This window comes from Cobetia sp. UIB-001 (assembly GCF_044789135.1).
In the GTDB taxonomy this organism is placed as follows: Bacteria; Pseudomonadota; Gammaproteobacteria; order Pseudomonadales; family Halomonadaceae; genus Cobetia; species Cobetia amphilecti.
Map to the genome: position 1 here is coordinate 1,873,081 of NZ_CP058244.1, position 16,422 is coordinate 1,889,502.

The following is a 16,422-nucleotide window of genomic DNA, read 5'->3' on the forward strand; positions in this document are numbered from 1 at the left end:
GAGTCTTCTGTCTCAAGGGGCGCCTGTACGGCATGCCGACATCGAGGCCGGCGATCTTGTTGTGTAGGTGTTTCTGCATGTTCTTGAGTAGCGTTGCCTGTCATTTGTCAGCCAGGAGGCTGCCATTTGTCAGTGGGCTACGTGGAAGACATTGCAAGGCATGTGCCATTTGTCGCGCAGGGAGATTTATTATTAATTTTCAATTGATTGCATGGTGATTTTCGACGCTGTGTTCCGCTGATGGAGCGTGATCGCGCCCCTGGCGTTGCCCAAGTGAGGCCGTGGCAGCGCTGATTGGCAGAGTTCAGGGCCTGACAAATGTCAGGAGATGACGCCTGTCGCGGCATTTGTTCACCGATAGCGACGGGAAGGGTGACATCTGGCTCACGAATGTGGGGTGGGGATGATCAATTGTCATGCTCGCGACCTGATGGTGCGTGCGATCGATCATGGTGCACTTGGATAGAGGCGCTCAGAGTCGGTCAATCAGAGCCGGCCAATCAGAGCAGGTCAATAAGAGTCGGTTCGCCCACATCGAGTCTTCATGCGAGGCGCCATAGACGACAGTCTGACGGGGCGGTGGCATCATGCGGCTTTGTCCTGATGGAGCGTTAGATGTCACCTCATGAGCCTGAAGAGCCTACCGCCCGCTCGGAGTCTTCGCCTGCCGCCGCATCCACTTCCGTGACGAAGACTGCCGGGCCTCGCCTGCCCGCCACGCCCGGGGCACCAGGAGAGGCACAGGTGCCGCGCATCCTGCTGGTCGCCATCCTGGTGGTGATGGCGGTGCTTGCCTGGTGGGAAATGCCGCAGCAGTGGGCGCTGGATTTCCTCGACGCCACTCTGGGTCAGGCGTTCAGTGCCTTCGCCATCGCCAAGGGCCTGAACGCGACCATCTCGGTGCTGCAGTCCTCGACCATTGACCTGCAGGTGTTTCAGGTCTCGCCCGGGGAAGCGCTGGACCCTGCCAATGACATGATCGAGCGCTTCTCATGGGTGATGTTCGCGGCGACCGGCTCGCTGGCGCTGCAGAAACTGCTGCTGGGCATTTCCGGCTCGCTGATCATCAAGGCATTCGCCAGTGGTGCCTGCCTGCTGGCAGCGCTGGGGCTACTCACGGGCAGTCGCCAATCGATCGCGCATTCCCGCCAGCGCTGGTGGCAGGTGGCTATCCTGCGCGTGGCCCTGTGGGGCATCGCACTGCGCTTCGCGGTGCTGAGTGTCGCGCTGGCCAGCGGCGCCGCGGGTCAGGCCTTTCTCGATGACAGTCGCGATACCCAGATGGCGCAGCTGAGCGTGACGCAGCAGCAGCTGGCGGAAGTCGCCGACAAGCAGGTAGGTGGCGCGCACGAGGAGCGCAGCTGGTGGCAGCAGTTCAAGGGCAGCATGGAAGGCTGGGTCGGCGGGCCGATCACCAGTGTCACCCAGGGCTTTGATGCGATGACCGACAAGGTGATCGATCTCACCATGCTGTTCATCACCCAGACGGTGCTGTTCCCGCTGGGCTTTCTGTGGATAGCGCTACGGCTGCTGCGCGGGCTGGCAAGATTGCATTGACGCTTGCAGTGATATGTGAGGTGTCGAGTGAAATGACGGCTCCGACGCCGTCCGGGGCTGCGGTGTCAGTGGTAGAGACAGAGACAGAGACAGAGGCAGAGACAGAGACGTCATAGCCGCGCACCGCCACGCCGGTGCTTCACGCGGGTCATCAGCGACTTGCAGTCGACGGAGAGAATCTCGTCGCGATTGAAGATATGCGCGCGCACGAAGGTATCGAAGGCCTCGTAGCTGTCGGTGAGGGTGTGGATGTGCAGGCTTTTCAGGTCGCTCATGATATAGAGGCTGACCACCTCGACGCAGGCGGAAAGCTCCTCGGCGATGCGTTCGATGGCACTGGGGGCGACGGTCAGATCCACGAAGGTGGAGATGCCCTTGCCGAGCTTGTCGGGGTTGATGACGGCGGTGAACTGTTCGATCACGCCGCTCTCGACCAGCGCCTGGACGCGGCTGCGCGCATGGGCACGCGAAATGCCGAGCTTGCGGGCGATATCGGCGTAGGACATGCGACCGTCCTTGATCAGCAGGTTGAGCAGCTCACTGTCGGTGCGGTTGAGATTCATGGGCCAGGGTCTCGACGGTCTTTGTTGTAGTGGTGCGCATGCCTTATCAAACCTGTGCGATCCGCACTTGTATAGTCCGACTGCAGCCTTGGCGAGGATATTCCGGCTCTGGAAACGACAACGGGACGCCAAGGCGTCCCGTTGTCATGTGCATGTTTAGAGCAGAAGCCTCAAGCGTCACTGATAGACGATCTCGCCCTGGGGCGCGTATGCCGCGACGTCGATCGGGCTCTGCTCGGCAAGATAGGCCTTGAGCACATCGGCATCGACGAAGCCGGTATCCAGGTAACCCGGCAGATCAGTGACCTTCGGATAGCCATCCCCGCCGGCGGCATTGAAGCTCGGGACGGTGAAGCGATACTGGGCGTCCATGGCCAATGGCTGGCCCTGAATCATCACGTCGGAGACGCTGCCTTCCTCGCGATTGACTCTCAGGCTGACGCCGGCGAACTGGGCATAGGCGCCGGAGTCCACCGGTTGGGTGGCCACCTCCTCGAGATACTCGAGCACCTCGCTGCCCGACATGGTCACGACCCCCACGGTATTGCCGAAGGGCAGCACGGTCAGCACATCCTTGTAGGTGATCTCGCCCGCGGGCAGCGAGGCGCGCACGCCACCTGCGTTCATCACGCCGAAGTCGGCCTTGCCGGCCTGCATGGCGGCGGTGGCGATCAGGCGTCCCAGGTTGGTCTGGGCAAAGCGCACCACGTCGCGCTCACCCTCCAGCCTGCCGTTGCTCTGTGCGACCGTGACGTTGAGCTGCGCCTGGCCCTTTTCCTGATAGGGGCGCAGGAATTCGCGCAGTTCGCTGTCCTCGGCAATTTCCTCCGCGACCAGCACCTTCCTGCGCTTGCCATTCTCCTCGACAGTCTTCTTGAGATTCACCGGAATCAGCTGATAGTTGACCATGGTCAGCTCGCCATTGCGGAACTCGTAATCGGCGCGCCCCACGTACTTGCCCCATTCATGCGCCTGCACGATGTAGGTGCCGTTCTGGCGGTCCGGCTGGCAATCATCGCCGGGCGCAAAGTCCGCCATCCGGTTGGCGCCCTCCATGCAGACCGGCTCCTGGGAGTGGCCACCGACGATCATGTCCAGTTCGCCGTAGGGCAGATAGCGCGCCAGCGAGACATCGCCCGGCGCATTGATGCCATGCTCGGCATTCTGATAGTGGCCCATGTGGGTGACGGCGAAGATCAGGTCCGGCTGCTCATGCTCGTTGAGCTCCTCGATGGCCTTGCGCGCCTCTTCCTTGGGGTCACGGAAGTCGAGATTGCTGAAGTATTCGGGGTTGCCGATACGCACGGTGTCTTCGGTGGTCAGGCCGATCACCGCGATCTGGATGCCATGCTCATCGAAGATCTTCCAGGGCGCGAACAGGCGCTCGCCGGTGGTCTTGTCATAGATATTGGCGGCCAGCATCGGGAAGTCGGCCCAGTCGCGCTGCTTGAGCAGCACCTCCAGCGGGTTGTCGAATTCATGGTTGCCCACCGCCATGGCGTCGTAGCCGATGCGATTCATGCCCTTGAAGTCGGGTTCGGCCTGCTGGAGATCGGATTCCGGCACGCCGGTATTGATGTCGCCACCCGACAGCAGCAGCACGCTGCCACCTGCGGATTCCACCTCGGCGCGGATGCGGTCGACCAGCGTCTTGCGCGCCGACATGCCGTATTCGCCATCACTGCTCTGCCAGAAGCGACCGTGGTGGTCGTTGGTGTGCAGCACCGTCAGGTGATAGGTGGTGTCGGCCTGCCATTCATGGCCCGCCTGGTTGGCACAGGCACTCAGGGTGCTGAGCAGTGCAGCCCCCAGCAGGGCCTTCAGCGCCATTCGCGAGCGGGTGGATGTGCGCAAGCGCGGCGCGTGTGATGAGGTGAGTCGAGTATTCAGCATGAGCGATACGTTCCTTGTGTCTGGCTCCGGTGCGCAATGGCGCGTTCCAACCTGTGAGTGCTGATTGTAAGAGTACTGATTGCAAGAGTGCTGATTGTAAGTGTGTTGATGGTAAAACTGCTTGAAGAGTGGAGACGGCATGAACAACCCCATGCAGTCTGCCTCATTGCTGTGGAGATTGGATGACCGACACACGAAGTGAGAACTTTCTAGACCGACATGAAAAAACCGGCCAATGATGCGCCGGTTCTTTCATGTCTCATTGTTGTGCCTGTGGGTCAGGCGTGTTCCTGGTCCGCGCTGATGCTGTCGGTGGATTCACGCTCACTCGCCTTGGGATTGAACACCTCGGCGTCTTCCATCTTCGGCAGCAGCAGCTCGGCGATGATGGCGGTCAGGCCGCCCATGGTGATCGGCGAGCGCAGCGCATCGGCGAAGGCGCCCGGAATGGCGTTCAGCACATCCGGCACCATGCCGACGCCAAGCCCCAGCCCCAGGGCCAGCGCGATGATCATCATCTCGCGACGCCCGATGGGCTGCGCCATCAGGATGCGGATGCCGGACACCGCGATCAGCGCGAACATCAGCGTGGTGGTGGCACCGAGCACCGGACGCGGCATCTGGGTCAGCAGGGTGGCGATGAAGGGCGACAGGCCCAGCAGCAGCAGGAAGCCGGCCACGTAGCGGCCCACATGGCGGCTGGCGATGCCGGTCAGCTGGATCACGCCGGTGTTCTGGCTGAAGGTGGTGTTGGGGAAGGTGCCGGCCAGCGCGCCGAGCGCGGAATTCAGGCCATCGCCCAGCACGCCGCCACGCAGACGCTTCTGGTGCAGCTCATCATCCACGGCGAGACCCGAGGCGCGTGCGCTGCCGGTGAGGTCACCGACCGTCTCGATGGCGGTGATCATGAAGATGAAGGCCACCGGCAGGAAGGCGGCCAGCGAGAAATCGAAGCCGGTATTCAGGGTCGCCGGATGCGGCAGGGCCAGCAGGGCGGCATCGGCCAGCTGCGGTGCATCATAGAGGCCACCGATGGCGGCGATGATGCAGCCGACGGCCATGCCGATGAAGATGGAGGCGATTCTCAGCCACGGATGACGCGAGACCTGGCAGGCCAGCACCGTGATCAGCACACAACCGGCCAGTGCCAGATTGGCGGGCGCACCGAAGTCCTCGGCGCCGAAGCCGCCGCCGATGTCCGTCATGCCCACCTGGATCAGGCTCAGGCCGATCAGCATCACCACCACGCCGGTGACCACGGGCGTGATGACCCGCTTGAGCCACGGCAGCACCGTGCCCAGCGCCATCTCGATCAGGCTGCCCGCCAGGCAGGTGCCGAACAGCACCGCCAGTACCTGTTCGTCACTGGCATTCTGCGAACGAGCGATCAATCCGGCGGTGATCAGCGCGGAAACGAAGCTGAAACTGGTGCCCTGGATGCTCAACAGCCCTGAGCCGAACGGGCCGATGCGCTGGGACTGGATCCAGGTGGCGACCCCGGAGACCACCAGTGCCATCGACAGCAGGCTGGCGGTGTAGGCATCGAGGCCCAGCGCGCTGGTGATGATCAATGTCGGTGCAATGATACCGGCCAGACTGGCCAGCAGATGCTGGGCGCCGGCGAGGGCCGAGATGGGGACCGACGGGCAGCTTTCGAGGCCGAGCAATGGTTCGTCGATCCCCTTGGAATCGGAAGAGGATTGGCTCATGTGACGCTCCTTGTTCTGCTCGCGATGCAATGGCGGAAATGGTGTCGGGCACTGGAGTGTTCAGCGCGGGCAGCCAATTATAAGCAAGATGTGAACCAAGTTCAGTGCTCGTATCGATTTTTCCATCACTTGTTGCGTGTCCCGCGGCCAGGCCAGCGGATGAGCAGGCCAAGCCCGTGTGCCACAAACGCAAGATCCCCGCCGGGCGTCATGCCCGGCGGGGATCGGTCTTTGCTCTCGCGGCGCCCTGTCTGAGCGAAAGTACGCCCAGCGGCTCAGCGGTTCAGGGCGTCAGCAGGCGCTGGATATTGAGGCCGATCTCGCCTTCGCCGAAGGTGCTCAAAAAGCCCTGGAAGTGCTCGGTGGCCACGTGGGCTTCGATGGCGTCTTCATCCCACCATTCTTCCAGTACCACGAAGTCGCCTTCCGGTACCGGCTCACCTTCCGCGACGTTCTTGTCGATCGCGAAGAATTCGTACTGCAGGCAGCCCTTGTCGGACTGGCTCTTCTCGACCAGTTCGGCGAGAGCATCGCGTGCCTTGTCCTGCTGGTCGGCGGGGAAGGTCAGTGTCGCGATAAGCTTGATGGACATGGCATGAATCCTGTCGTGGGCGTAAGAAGTGGACGTAACGGATGGGCGAAACGAATCAGGCACGCAAGCCGGACATCGCCGCCGGGAATGCACTGCGCTGGCCTGCCTCGAAAAGGTGGCATGTCCGCCATCGGGATGCAATGCGGCGGGCACGGGCGGCGACTTGCCCCCGTGCCCGCCGTTGGCCCGCAAGGCGGACACGTCGATGTCTTGCGGACAGCTGCTGTGAACAGATCTTCAGAATCCGCTTGAGAGCCCGGCCTTGAGAGCGAGCCTTACAGGCGAGTGAAGATCTCGTCTGCCGGCAGACGGGACTTGGGCAGCTCGGCATTGAAGTCGTCAGCGGCGCGGTAACCCAGGCTCACGGCGACCAGGGCGTTGAAGCCTTTCTCGCGCAGACCGAATTCCGCATCCAGCGCCACCGGGTCGATGCCTTCCAGCGGCACCGCATCGATGTTCAGGCTGGAGGCCGCATACAGCAGGCTGCCGTAGTTGAGGTAAACCTGCTTGTCCATCCAGTGCTGCAGGTCCTTGAGGTCATGACGGTGCAGGTCGATGAACAGACGACGCGCGCCGTCCATCATCGCGCTGAACTCGTCATCCTTCTTGAAGCGGCCATCAGACGCTTCGGTGTCCAGCAGGTGGTTCAGGTAGTCGTCGTCCAGGGTGGAGCGAGTGCAGAACAGCACGACGTGAGACGCATTGGTGATCTTCGGCGAGTTGAAGGCGTACTTGTCATCGGTACCGGCGCGCGCGAAGCGCTGCTTGGCATCGTCGGATTCCAGCACCAGGAAGTGCCACGGCTGGGAATTGACGCTGGAGGCGCTCAGGCGCATCACGTTTTCCAGTTCCTGCCAGTCGGCGGCGCTGATCTTGCGTGCCGGATCGAAGGCCTTGGTGGAATAACGACGTTGCATGATGGCGGTGGGAGTCATGATGATGGTCCTCGTAGTGGCAGGCCAGTCGCTGAGCGTCCATGACCTTTTGGAAGAAGATGTCGCCATCATAGCGAGTGGATTCAGCGTTGAGTATCCGCGTTGCGCGCATCTTTAAGATGAAAAAATGGCACCAATCCCGAGGGTTGGTGCCATATGTCAATTACTTGTCATCGCTGTGATGCTTTCATGGCATTAATGCTGCGGCAGGCTCTCTGGATGGCGTATCAGAACTAGCACTCAGCATCAGGCCGTGCAGCTTGCGGCACTGGCCCGCCACATGGACTTCGCGTATCACGCGGTCGTCGCCCAGCATCATCAGCGCGAACAGCACCTCCTGCAGCGATACCTGGCTGGACTGACCCCAGCGAGTGCGCCGTGCCAGCAAGGGCGTGGCGGCGGGGTCGAGCACGATGACATCGGCTTCCATGCCCGGACGCAGGTTGCCGACCTTGTCTTGCAGGCGCATGGCGCGCGCATTGCCCAGCGTCAGTTGAAAGAAGCCCTGCCAGGGTGTCAGCGGTTGATTGGCGCGTGACTCAAGCCCCGCCACATCATGGGCGACCGCGCCGTGAAGCTGGCCGACCTGATAGGCGGCCTTGAGGCTCTCCAGCTGACACAGGCTGGAGCCACCGCCGACATCGGTGGCGATGCTGATGTTCATGCCCATGGCGCGGGCACTGGCGCGATCGAACAGTCCGCTGCCGAGAAACAGGTTGGAGGTCGGGCAGAAGGCGATGCTGGCGCCACGATCCGCGATGCGCTGGCGCATGCCATCGTCCAGGTGGATGCCGTGGGCGAAGGTGGTGCGCTCATGGCTCAGGCCGACATCCTCATAGACCGCCAGATAATCCCGAGCGTCGGGGAACAGCTCGGCGACCCACTTCACCTCATCGAGATTCTCGGCCAGATGGGTCTGCAGGTGCAGGTCCGGCTGGCTCTTGAGCAGTTGGCCGGCAGCCTTAAGCTGCTCGGGCGTGGAGGTCGGCGCGAAGCGCGGCGTCAGCACATAGCCGAGGCGGTCACGCCCGTGCCAGTCGGCGATCAGGCGCTCGTCGTCCTTGAGCGCGGCGACCCCGGAGTCCAGCAGTTCGGGCGGGGCATTGCGGTCCATCATCACGCGCCCGGCGTGTACGCGCATGTCGCGCGCCCGGGCAGCCCGGAACAGGGCATCGGCACTGCTGGCATGTGAGGTGGCGAACACCTGGGCGCTGGTCGAGCCATGACACAGCAGCGCATCGAGGAAGGCATCGGCGACCTCGGCGGCATGGGCGGGGTCGGCGAAGCGCTGCTCGGCGGGGAAGGTGTAGGTATTCAGCCAGTCGATCAGGCAGTGGCCGTAGCTTGCGATGATATCCAGCTGCGGGAAGTGCACATGGGTATCAATGAAGCCCGGCATCATCAGGCCTTCGACGTTGCGCGGCGGAGACAGGCGCATCAGCTCGCCCACGGCCTCATGCCGGGCAAGCGAGCGATGATCGCCCACGGCGACCACATGGCCTGCATGCATCACCAGCAGCGCATCGGCGTAGTGTTCGACGGCGCGCGCCAGGGTCGCCGCCATGTCAGAGGCTCGGTTGTCTCTATCATCGTTGCCATCGCTCGAGGCCGCCTCACTCAGCATGGCGTCTTCAGGGTCGGCGACGAAATGCAGCAGTGCTCCGCGCAGCAGGCTGACGCAGGAAGCGTCCTTGGCGGCCGCGCGCAGGGCTGCCGTCAGGCGTTGCTCATCCAGGTGGCAGGCCGCAGTGTGCGACGTGTCTTGGTCAGTCATCATTCGGCCTTCTGTGTCGTTTCTGTCTGGTGCATCGCGTCAGGGGCAAAACGGGCGCGCAGCTGGCGGGCACCTTGACGCGTCAGTCCATGGCTGTCCAGTGACGTGCCTTGAATTGACGTGCCATGGCCGGTGGCCTTGTCGGGCGAGTTCACGGCCGCTTCGTCACTGCGCCGCGCCTCGATCTGCAGCAGTTCCGCGACGACGCCAATCGCGATCTCCTCAGGGCGTTTGCCGGGAATGCCGGGCACGCCGATCGGGCAGCGAACGCGGGCGATCTGATGCTCCGCGAGATCGCCGCGCAGGCGCTGGCGAAAGCGCGCCCACTTGCTGCTGGAACCGATCAGCCCCAGCGAGGCCAGGTCATCTCGTGGTGCGAGCGCGGCGATCAACGCCTGGTCCTCGACATGGTCATGGGTCAATACCAGCACATGACTGCCCGCCATCACGGGCAGTGACTCACTGGCGGGCGCGGCTTTCGCGGTTGGCAGCTCGGTCAGGATATTGAACGCCTGACGCGCTACACGGCCCTCACAACCCGCGGGGGTGGTGGTGGCCGTGAGCTGCTCGGGGCGTGAGTCCCGCCAGTCGATCTGCCAGCCCAGCGGTGCCAGCAGCGTGACGATCGCCTGCCCGACATGACCGGCGCCGAACAGGGCCAGCCGTGGCGCAAGCGCCGGGTAAAGCTCGATCAGCACCTGCACATGGCCGCCGCAGCATTGCTGGGCATGCTGGCCGAGCGCGATCTCCTCGAGCAGGCAGCCTGACTGTCCCCGGGCCAGCCTCTCGCGGGCGCGCTCCACCACCAGCTGCTCCAGCCGACCGCCGCCGAGGCTGTCGTGCAGCGTATCGGGGGTGATCAGCATCTTGCTGCCGGCACCACGCGGGGCAGAGCCCGCCACCGTCACCACGGTGGCCAGTGCATGTGCCGTCAGCGCTGCCTGAGCCTCGGCGAGCGCCTGATACCAGCGGCCGGTCGTGGCACTCTTTGCATTCATGACGGCACTCTTGTCGACATTCATGACGGCACCTGCGTTGGCTCTGCGCCAGCAGTGTCGTGCTGCTCCTGCCAGTCACGCTGTTCGCGCGCCGCCAGCATCACCCGCTCCGGCGTGGCCGGGGTATCCAGGCGTACCGCGCGGCGATAGTCGGTCAGCGAGGCCAGCGCATCGCGCAACGCCGCCCACACGCTGATGGCGAGCATGAAGGGCGGCTCGCCGACCGCCTTGGAGCGGTAGATGCTGGCGGCCGAGTTGGGGTGGCCCTCCAGCAGGCGCACCTTGAGCGCGCCGGCCGGCACGTCACTGATCGCCGGAATCTTGTAGGTCGCCGGGCCATCGGTGAGCAGCCGGCCATCCTCGTTCCACTTGAGCTCCTCCGTCGTCAGCCAGCCCATGCCCTGCACGAAGCCACCCTCGATCTGACCGATGTCGATGGCCGGATTGAGCGAATCTCCGACATCATGCAGGATCTCGGCGCTTTCCAGGCGGTATTCACCACTCAGCGTATCGACGACCACTTCGCACAGCGCCGCGCCGAAGGCGTAGTAGTAGAAGGGGTGACCGGTGCCGCTGGCGCGATCGTAATGGATATCCGGGGTGGCATAGAAGCCCTTCTCGGACAGTGAGATGCGTTCCAGGTATGCCGCCTGGATCAGCTCGCCCCACGTCATCAGCACACCGCTCGGGCCGTGCAGCTCACCATCCGTGAGACTCAGGCTGACGCGTGGCTGGGCGAGATGCTCGGCGGCGAAGTCGAGCAGGCGCATCTTGAGGCGCAGGCAGGCATCACGCGTCGCCATGCCGTTGAGGTCCGCGCCGGAGCTTGCCGCCGTCGGCGAGGTGTTGGGGACCTTGTCGGTGCGGGTGGCGGTGATGCGTACCTTGTCCCCGCTCAGTCCCAGTTCACGCGCCGCGACCTGGGTGATCTTGGTGTGCAGGCCCTGGCCCATCTCGGTGCCGCCGTGATTCACCTGCACGCTGCCATCGGTGTAGACATGCACCAGCGCCCCTGCCTGATTGAGGTGCTTGGCGGTGAAGGAGATACCGAACTTGACCGGTGTCAGCGCCAGCCCCTTCCTGACCACCGGATTGGCGGCATTGAAGGCGCGTATCTCGGCGCGGCGCGCCCAGTAGCGGCCACTTTCCTCGAGTTGATCGATCAGGGTCGCCAGCAGCGGGTGCTGATTGACGTGTTGGCCATAATGCGTGGTCTCACGGCCCTCGCAGTAGAGATTGCGCTTGCGGATCTCCAGCGGGTCACGCCCCAGACGCCGGGCGATATCCTCCATCGCGGATTCGACCGCCAACATGCCCTGAGGGCCGCCAAAACCGCGGAAGGCGGTATTGGACGCCACGTTGGTGCGTGCGCGAATGCCGCGCACGTGGGCATTGCCCAGGTAGTAGGCGTTGTCGGCATGGAACATGGCGCGATCGACGATGGCATCCGACAGATCCGGCGAGTGGCCGCAGTCGCCGGTCAGCTCGATGATGGCGGACTCGATGCGCCCACTGTCATCGACGCCGAATTCATAGCGGTGGTGGAAGGGGTGGCGCTTGCCGGTCAGGCGCATGTCATCTGCGCGTGCCAGTCGCAGGCGTGCCGCGCGGCCGGTGCGCCGGGCGACCATCGCGGCCAGACAGGCCACCGGTGCGGCCTGGGTTTCCTTGCCACCGAAGCCGCCTCCCATGCGGCGGGTCTCCACCGTGATGGCGTGGAAGGGCACGCCGAGCACTTCGGCGATCAGCTTCTGGACTTCGCTGGGGTGCTGGGAGGAGCTGTGCACCAGCATCTCGTCATCTTCGCCGGGCAAGGCCAGTGCGGCCTGGCTCTCGAGATAGAAGTGTTCCTGGCCGCCGCTTTCCAGCTCACCGCTCAATTGCCAGGCGGATTTGGCGAGTTTGGTGCTGATGCTGTCGAGATCGCCGGCGCGACCATTGGCAAGCCGTGCCTGGGTGTGGGTCGGGCGCACCAGATCACCGCGGCTGGCCGCCTCGCGCGGGTCCAGGCACACCGGCAGAGGTGTCGTTGCGACCTTGGCCAGTCGCGCCGCCTGACGTGCCGCGCGCTCGCTGTCGGCGGCGACCACGAACAGCGCCTGACCATGATGGCTGATGATGTCACTGACCAGCAGCGGGTCGCCGGGGAAGACCGGCCCCACATCGCTGTGACCGGGGATGTCGGCGGCGTTGAGCACGCAGACCACGCCGGGGGCACGGCGCACCGCTTCGAGATCCAGCGCATCCAGAGTGGCGTGCGCGACCTCGCTCATGCCGATGGCCAGATGCAGCGTGCCGGTGGGCAGTGGCAGGTCATCCACATAGCGCGCCGAACCGCTGACATGGCGCTGGGCGCTTTCATGCTGACGCGACTGGAGAACGGGGGCGGCCGGCGCGGCGCTGGCGTCGGACTCAAGACTGTGCAAGGTACGCATCGAGGCTCTCCAGTGGCGTGAGGGAAGTCGTGGGCTGGCGCTCATTCAGGATGCGCTGGGCCACGCGGGGAATCAGATGGCTGGCGGCCAGCAGGCGATACTCGCGGGAGCCGCGCACGTCACTGAGCGGTGAGAAATCGGCCTGCACGGCCTGTTCGATCTGCTGGCGAGTCTGCGCCGTCAGCCTGGCGGGAGTGAGAGATTCCAGCGCTTGCAGCGTCAGCAGTGCTTCAAGGTGCGGGGCGCGGGCTGGAACGCCGGCCATGCCGCCGAAGGCCACCCGCCAGTTCTGGGCGCGCCCGCTGGCATCACGCCGCCAGGCGAAGACGCCGAGCAGGGTGGAGATGTCATCGTCACGCCGCTTGGACAGCTTGTGCACTGCCAGTCGCTGGTTGGGCAGCGGGCGCGGCAGGAAGACGGAGTGGATGATCTCGTCCGGCATCAGCTGGGTACGCTTGTAGTCGAGGAAGTAGTCCTCGAGCTTCAGGATGCGCTCATTGTCCTGGCTCATCAGCTGGAGATAGGCGTCCAGCGCGATCAGCAGCGGTGGCATGTCACCGATGGGCGAGGCATTGCCGATATTGCCGCCCAGGGTGCCACGATGGCGGATCTGTTCACTGCCCAGTCGCGTGAGCAGCTCCGCGCCATCCGGGTAATGCTCCCGCAGCAGTGGCATCAGCTGGTGATAGCTGACCGCGGCCCCGATCCACCAGCCTGCCTGACCGGCGTGCTCGCCTTCCTCTATCTTGCCAAGCGCCGCGACCTGGGTGGTGTCGATCAAGGCCGGGAAGTCGCGCAGGCGCTGGGTGTGCTCCAGCATCAGGTCCGTGCCGCCGGCGATCAGCGCGGCATCCGGGCGCTCGGCGCGCAGCGCCAGCAGGGCCTGCAAGGTGACCGGCCGATAGAAGCGCCCGGTGTCTCGATCATCATCAGGGGCGGTGTCGTGCGCTTCCGTTGTGCTCACGCCAGCGGCCTGCAGGCTGGCTGGCCCGAATTCGCCTTGCAGCAGACGGTGAGCGGCCTCGCGGATCGGGCGATAGCCGGTGCAGCGGCACAGGTTGCCGCCCAGTGCATGGTCGATCATGGTGTCGCGCTGTCTGGCATCGATCACTTCGCCCTGATCGATCTGGCGCTGATGACGGGCATGCAGCACCGCTAGGCTCATGGCGATGCCCGGGGTGCAGAAGCCACACTGGCTGGCATGGGTGCTGACCAATGCCTGCTGCACCGCCGAGAGCGATGACGCCTGGCTGGCATCCGCCAGACCCTCGACGGTGATCAAGTCACAGCCGGCCAGCTGGTGGGCGGGCATCAGGCAGGCGTTGGCGGTGCTCACATTGTGGCCCGGCCCCTGCAAGGCAATGGTGCAGGCGCCGCAGTCGCCGGAGGCACAGCCTTCCTTGGTGCCGTCTTGCCCAAGTGAGGTGCGCAGCACTTCGAGTACGCTCGTTCCCGGTGCAGGTGTGGGCAGTCGGCACGCGCGCCCGTTCAAGGTGAAGTCGATCATGCGGGCATCCTGTCAGGTCGTATTGTCATTGTGGTGCCTTGTTGCGTACAGCGTGCTTCCAACGCTCAAGTCCTCTGTTCTACGCTGCCGGCGGGCTGGGTCTGTCTTGCCAGCGGGCCTGTTCTATCTAGTCGGCGAGCGTCGGTCTGCAGGCTGTTGTCTCTATCAATGTAACAGGTCGTATTGTGAATCCTGCAAGAATCTGACCAAATGGTCAGTGCATGTTGTGGTATTTTGTTCGCCGGTGTCTCAACGGGCTGTTTTCACTGCTGTTCCAACGCCACGTGATAGTCGCTTGACCAGAGCCTCCTGCTTGCGCACATCGCCGCTGATAGGCGAGTGAGACAGACAGGGGGCTGTCGCCAAGAGATTCGAATGCTTTTTTCTGACCTGATGAGTGATGCCGATGCCCGCGGATTCTCCTTCTTCCCTTTACGCTGAAGTCCGTCGTACCCGTAGTGCGGAGTTGAGCGTGCCGCCTGCCAGCTCTCCGCGTGAGCAAGCCGAGAGCCGCATTCTCGAGGCCGCCGAATGCGTATTCGCCTGTCACGGTTATCGCGGCAGCACCTTGAAGCAGATTGCGGAAGTGGCCGAGTTGCCCAAGGCCAATCTGCTCTATTATTTCGGCTCCAAGGAGAAGCTCTACGTTCACCTGCTTGAGCAGACCCTGACGCGCTGGAATGCCTCGCTCGAGGATATCTCGCCTGATGACGAGCCGCGTGAGGTGCTGGAGGCGCTGGTGCGCGTCAAGCTCAAGCTGGCACGCCAGGCACCGCAGGCCTCGCGTCTGTTCGCGGCGGAGGTGATCAGCGGGGCGCCTTTCCTGCGCGATTATCTCAGTGGTGACCTGCGTGACTGGGTGCAGGCGCGCTGCGATGTCATGAAGGCCTGGATGGCCGCGGGCAAGCTGCGTGAGGCGGAGCCGATGTGGGTGATCTACCTCATCTGGTCCACCACTCAGCATTACGCGGATTTTGCCGCCCAGATCGATCAGCTGGGGGGAGCGCCGCAGAGCGATGAAGACTGGGAGCAGCTGGCGGATTTCGTGGCCAGCACGCTATGTGATGGTCTGTGCCCGCGACAGTCATGAGCGTCATGAGCGGCTGAGCGCTTGAGCCGGCGGGTTCGGCGCTCTGTCAGTCGCCTGCTGTGAGTTGTCTGTTCTTACTGCCTCGCCGCACAGCAAAAAGCCCGCCCCGGATTCCGGGGCGGGCTTTTTGGTTCTTGGTTCTTGAGTCGTTCTAGAAAGAGCGAAGGAAAAGGCCTTCAGGTGGTCAGCTTGCCATCTCCAAGGGCATGCCAGGATCGCGATCCAGCACGGCTTCTTCCTCTTGCTTGGCCCCCGACAACTCGGCTTTCTCCAATTGAGAGATGTCACAGTGTTGATGCATCTGCCAGCCATCGCGGGCATCGTCGGCCAGATAGATCAGCGCGGCATCGGCGCTTGCCCACAGGCGCGCGAGGTCACGTTGGTGGCGGGTGCGGTTGGCCAGCGGCAGCGCATCGGCGGTGACCACCACCACCGGCGCCTTGCGCAGCCAGCGCGGCGCATGACTCGGCCAGCTATGATGAACCGCGTCCAGCCAGGGTGCCTGGGGATGACCGGGCGATGACTGCCAGCGCCAGCCACGCCCGACTTCGGTGATCCCGCGCGCCGTCCAGATCAGGCTGCGGCGCGGCAGCTGCGCCTCCAGGCTTTTCAGCAACGCATCGTCGCTATCCGTCAGCGGCTGGATGCCTCCTGACATCATGCTCAGGTACTCGCCAGCATGCTGGCCGGCGGTCAGTTCCAGCTTGATGCGAGGCGCCGGGGCGAGGACGATGCTGTTCTCCAGCGGTATGTGCATGCCGCATTCCATGCCGATGGTATAGACGCTCATGCCAGCATTCCTCGACGCGTCATGCTCTGACGCAGCAGGGTGTGGTGGCGGTGCATCGCCTCTCAGTCAGCGTGAGCCTTGTGGTTGATGTCAGGGTTGAAGACGGCTTTCTGCTGCGCGATGGGCGATGCTGTCGAGGTCGAAGCCGGAGTGGATGTCTCGGCTGAGGTCTGGGCCGCCACGGCCGAGGCGGCAATGTCAGCCTGGCTGCGCGTGTCATGGGCCGGTGAAGGCGTCGTGGGGGCCGCCGTTGCCTTCAGGCTCAGCGGCGGTGCCTCGTAGCCCATCGCCATCACGCCCAGCAATTGAGCGGACTGGGCATTGGCGACATCCTGGGTGGCGCTGCCAGTGCGCGGCAAGAGGGTGAATGTCTGTGTCGTGACCTTGGCTGTCATGGCTCGGCAGGTATCGAGGAGGGCAGTCATCGTTGAGGTGGCCATGAGAATGCTCCTTGCGCATCGCGAGCGCTTTATCGGGAATATTGCAGTCCGGCAAGGGTCGTTGGCGTTACTGCGCGGCGTATGACCTGTCGGCTGGCTAGTCTTGATCAAGCGGCTTGCGTGCCGATTTGATGTGATG

The 16,422-nt window shown here is 63.8% G+C and carries 13 protein-coding genes; 2 read left to right on the forward strand and 11 right to left on the reverse strand.

Going from position 1 to position 16,422, the window contains the following annotated elements:
* Window positions 1–744 precede the first annotated feature (744 nt).
* On the forward strand, window positions 745–1,557 hold the full coding sequence (locus HA399_RS07950; RefSeq protein ID WP_404326757.1) for a hypothetical protein: 813 nt from the start codon (window positions 745–747) through the stop codon (window positions 1,555–1,557).
* Window positions 1,558–1,667: 110 nt separating this feature from the next.
* Here HA399_RS07950 and HA399_RS07955 read toward each other — a convergent pair whose 3' ends face one another.
* The 9 genes from HA399_RS07955 to HA399_RS07995 all read right to left on the reverse strand — a co-directional run bounded on the left by HA399_RS07955 (window position 1,668) and on the right by HA399_RS07995 (window position 13,963).
* Window positions 1,668–2,120, reverse strand: coding sequence for an Lrp/AsnC family transcriptional regulator (locus HA399_RS07955; protein WP_404326759.1), 453 nt, complete (start codon window positions 2,118–2,120; stop codon window positions 1,668–1,670).
* A 177-nt stretch (window positions 2,121–2,297) separates the two neighbouring features.
* Window positions 2,298–4,013 (reverse strand): bifunctional UDP-sugar hydrolase/5'-nucleotidase UshA, encoded by a 1,716-nt coding sequence (gene ushA / locus HA399_RS07960; RefSeq protein WP_404326760.1) that lies wholly within the window; start codon window positions 4,011–4,013, stop codon window positions 2,298–2,300.
* A 278-nt stretch (window positions 4,014–4,291) separates the two neighbouring features.
* Window positions 4,292–5,722 carry a uracil-xanthine permease family protein gene (locus HA399_RS07965; RefSeq protein ID WP_063124266.1) on the reverse strand — a complete coding sequence of 477 codons (1,431 nt, stop codon included), beginning with the start codon at window positions 5,720–5,722 and terminating at the stop codon, window positions 4,292–4,294.
* Window positions 5,723–6,005: 283 nt separating this feature from the next.
* A complete protein-coding gene (locus HA399_RS07970) occupies window positions 6,006–6,314 on the reverse strand; it encodes a putative quinol monooxygenase (RefSeq protein ID WP_404326761.1) in 309 nt (102 codons plus the stop codon).
* Window positions 6,315–6,589: 275 nt separating this feature from the next.
* The gene (locus HA399_RS07975) at window positions 6,590–7,249 is read right to left on the reverse strand and encodes an oxygen-insensitive NAD(P)H-dependent nitroreductase NfsB (RefSeq protein WP_043333519.1); all 660 of its coding nucleotides are present in this window, start codon (window positions 7,247–7,249) and stop codon (window positions 6,590–6,592) included.
* 187 nt (window positions 7,250–7,436) lie between these two features.
* Window positions 7,437–9,023: a guanine deaminase gene (gene guaD, locus HA399_RS07980; RefSeq protein ID WP_404326762.1), complete on the reverse strand. Its 1,587-nt coding sequence runs from the start codon at window positions 9,021–9,023 to the stop codon at window positions 7,437–7,439.
* A complete protein-coding gene (gene xdhC, locus HA399_RS07985; RefSeq protein ID WP_404326763.1) occupies window positions 9,023–10,021 on the reverse strand; it encodes a xanthine dehydrogenase accessory protein XdhC in 999 nt (332 codons plus the stop codon). The genes guaD and xdhC overlap by 1 nt, the downstream gene beginning before the upstream one ends.
* 20 nt (window positions 10,022–10,041) lie before the next feature.
* Complete coding sequence (gene xdhB / locus HA399_RS07990) at window positions 10,042–12,456, reverse strand: xanthine dehydrogenase molybdopterin binding subunit (RefSeq protein ID WP_404326764.1); 2,415 nt, start codon at window positions 12,454–12,456, stop codon at window positions 10,042–10,044.
* Entirely contained in the window at window positions 12,434–13,963 is a 1,530-nt protein-coding gene (locus tag HA399_RS07995; protein WP_404326765.1) for a xanthine dehydrogenase small subunit, read from the reverse strand. Before HA399_RS07995 ends, xdhB begins: the two co-directional genes overlap by 23 nt.
* A 406-nt stretch (window positions 13,964–14,369) precedes the next feature.
* Between HA399_RS07995 and HA399_RS08000 the strand changes: the two genes are divergently transcribed.
* Complete coding sequence (locus HA399_RS08000) at window positions 14,370–15,053, forward strand: TetR family transcriptional regulator C-terminal domain-containing protein (protein ID WP_054556074.1); 684 nt, start codon at window positions 14,370–14,372, stop codon at window positions 15,051–15,053.
* Window positions 15,054–15,237: 184 nt separating this feature from the next.
* Here HA399_RS08000 and HA399_RS08005 read toward each other — a convergent pair whose 3' ends face one another.
* Together HA399_RS08005 and HA399_RS08010 are read right to left on the reverse strand one after the other, a co-directional pair.
* On the reverse strand, window positions 15,238–15,843 hold the full coding sequence (locus tag HA399_RS08005; protein WP_404326766.1) for a hypothetical protein: 606 nt from the start codon (window positions 15,841–15,843) through the stop codon (window positions 15,238–15,240).
* A 62-nt stretch (window positions 15,844–15,905) separates the two neighbouring features.
* Window positions 15,906–16,283: a hypothetical protein gene (locus tag HA399_RS08010; RefSeq protein ID WP_404326767.1), complete on the reverse strand. Its 378-nt coding sequence runs from the start codon at window positions 16,281–16,283 to the stop codon at window positions 15,906–15,908.
* Window positions 16,284–16,422 lie beyond the last annotated feature (139 nt).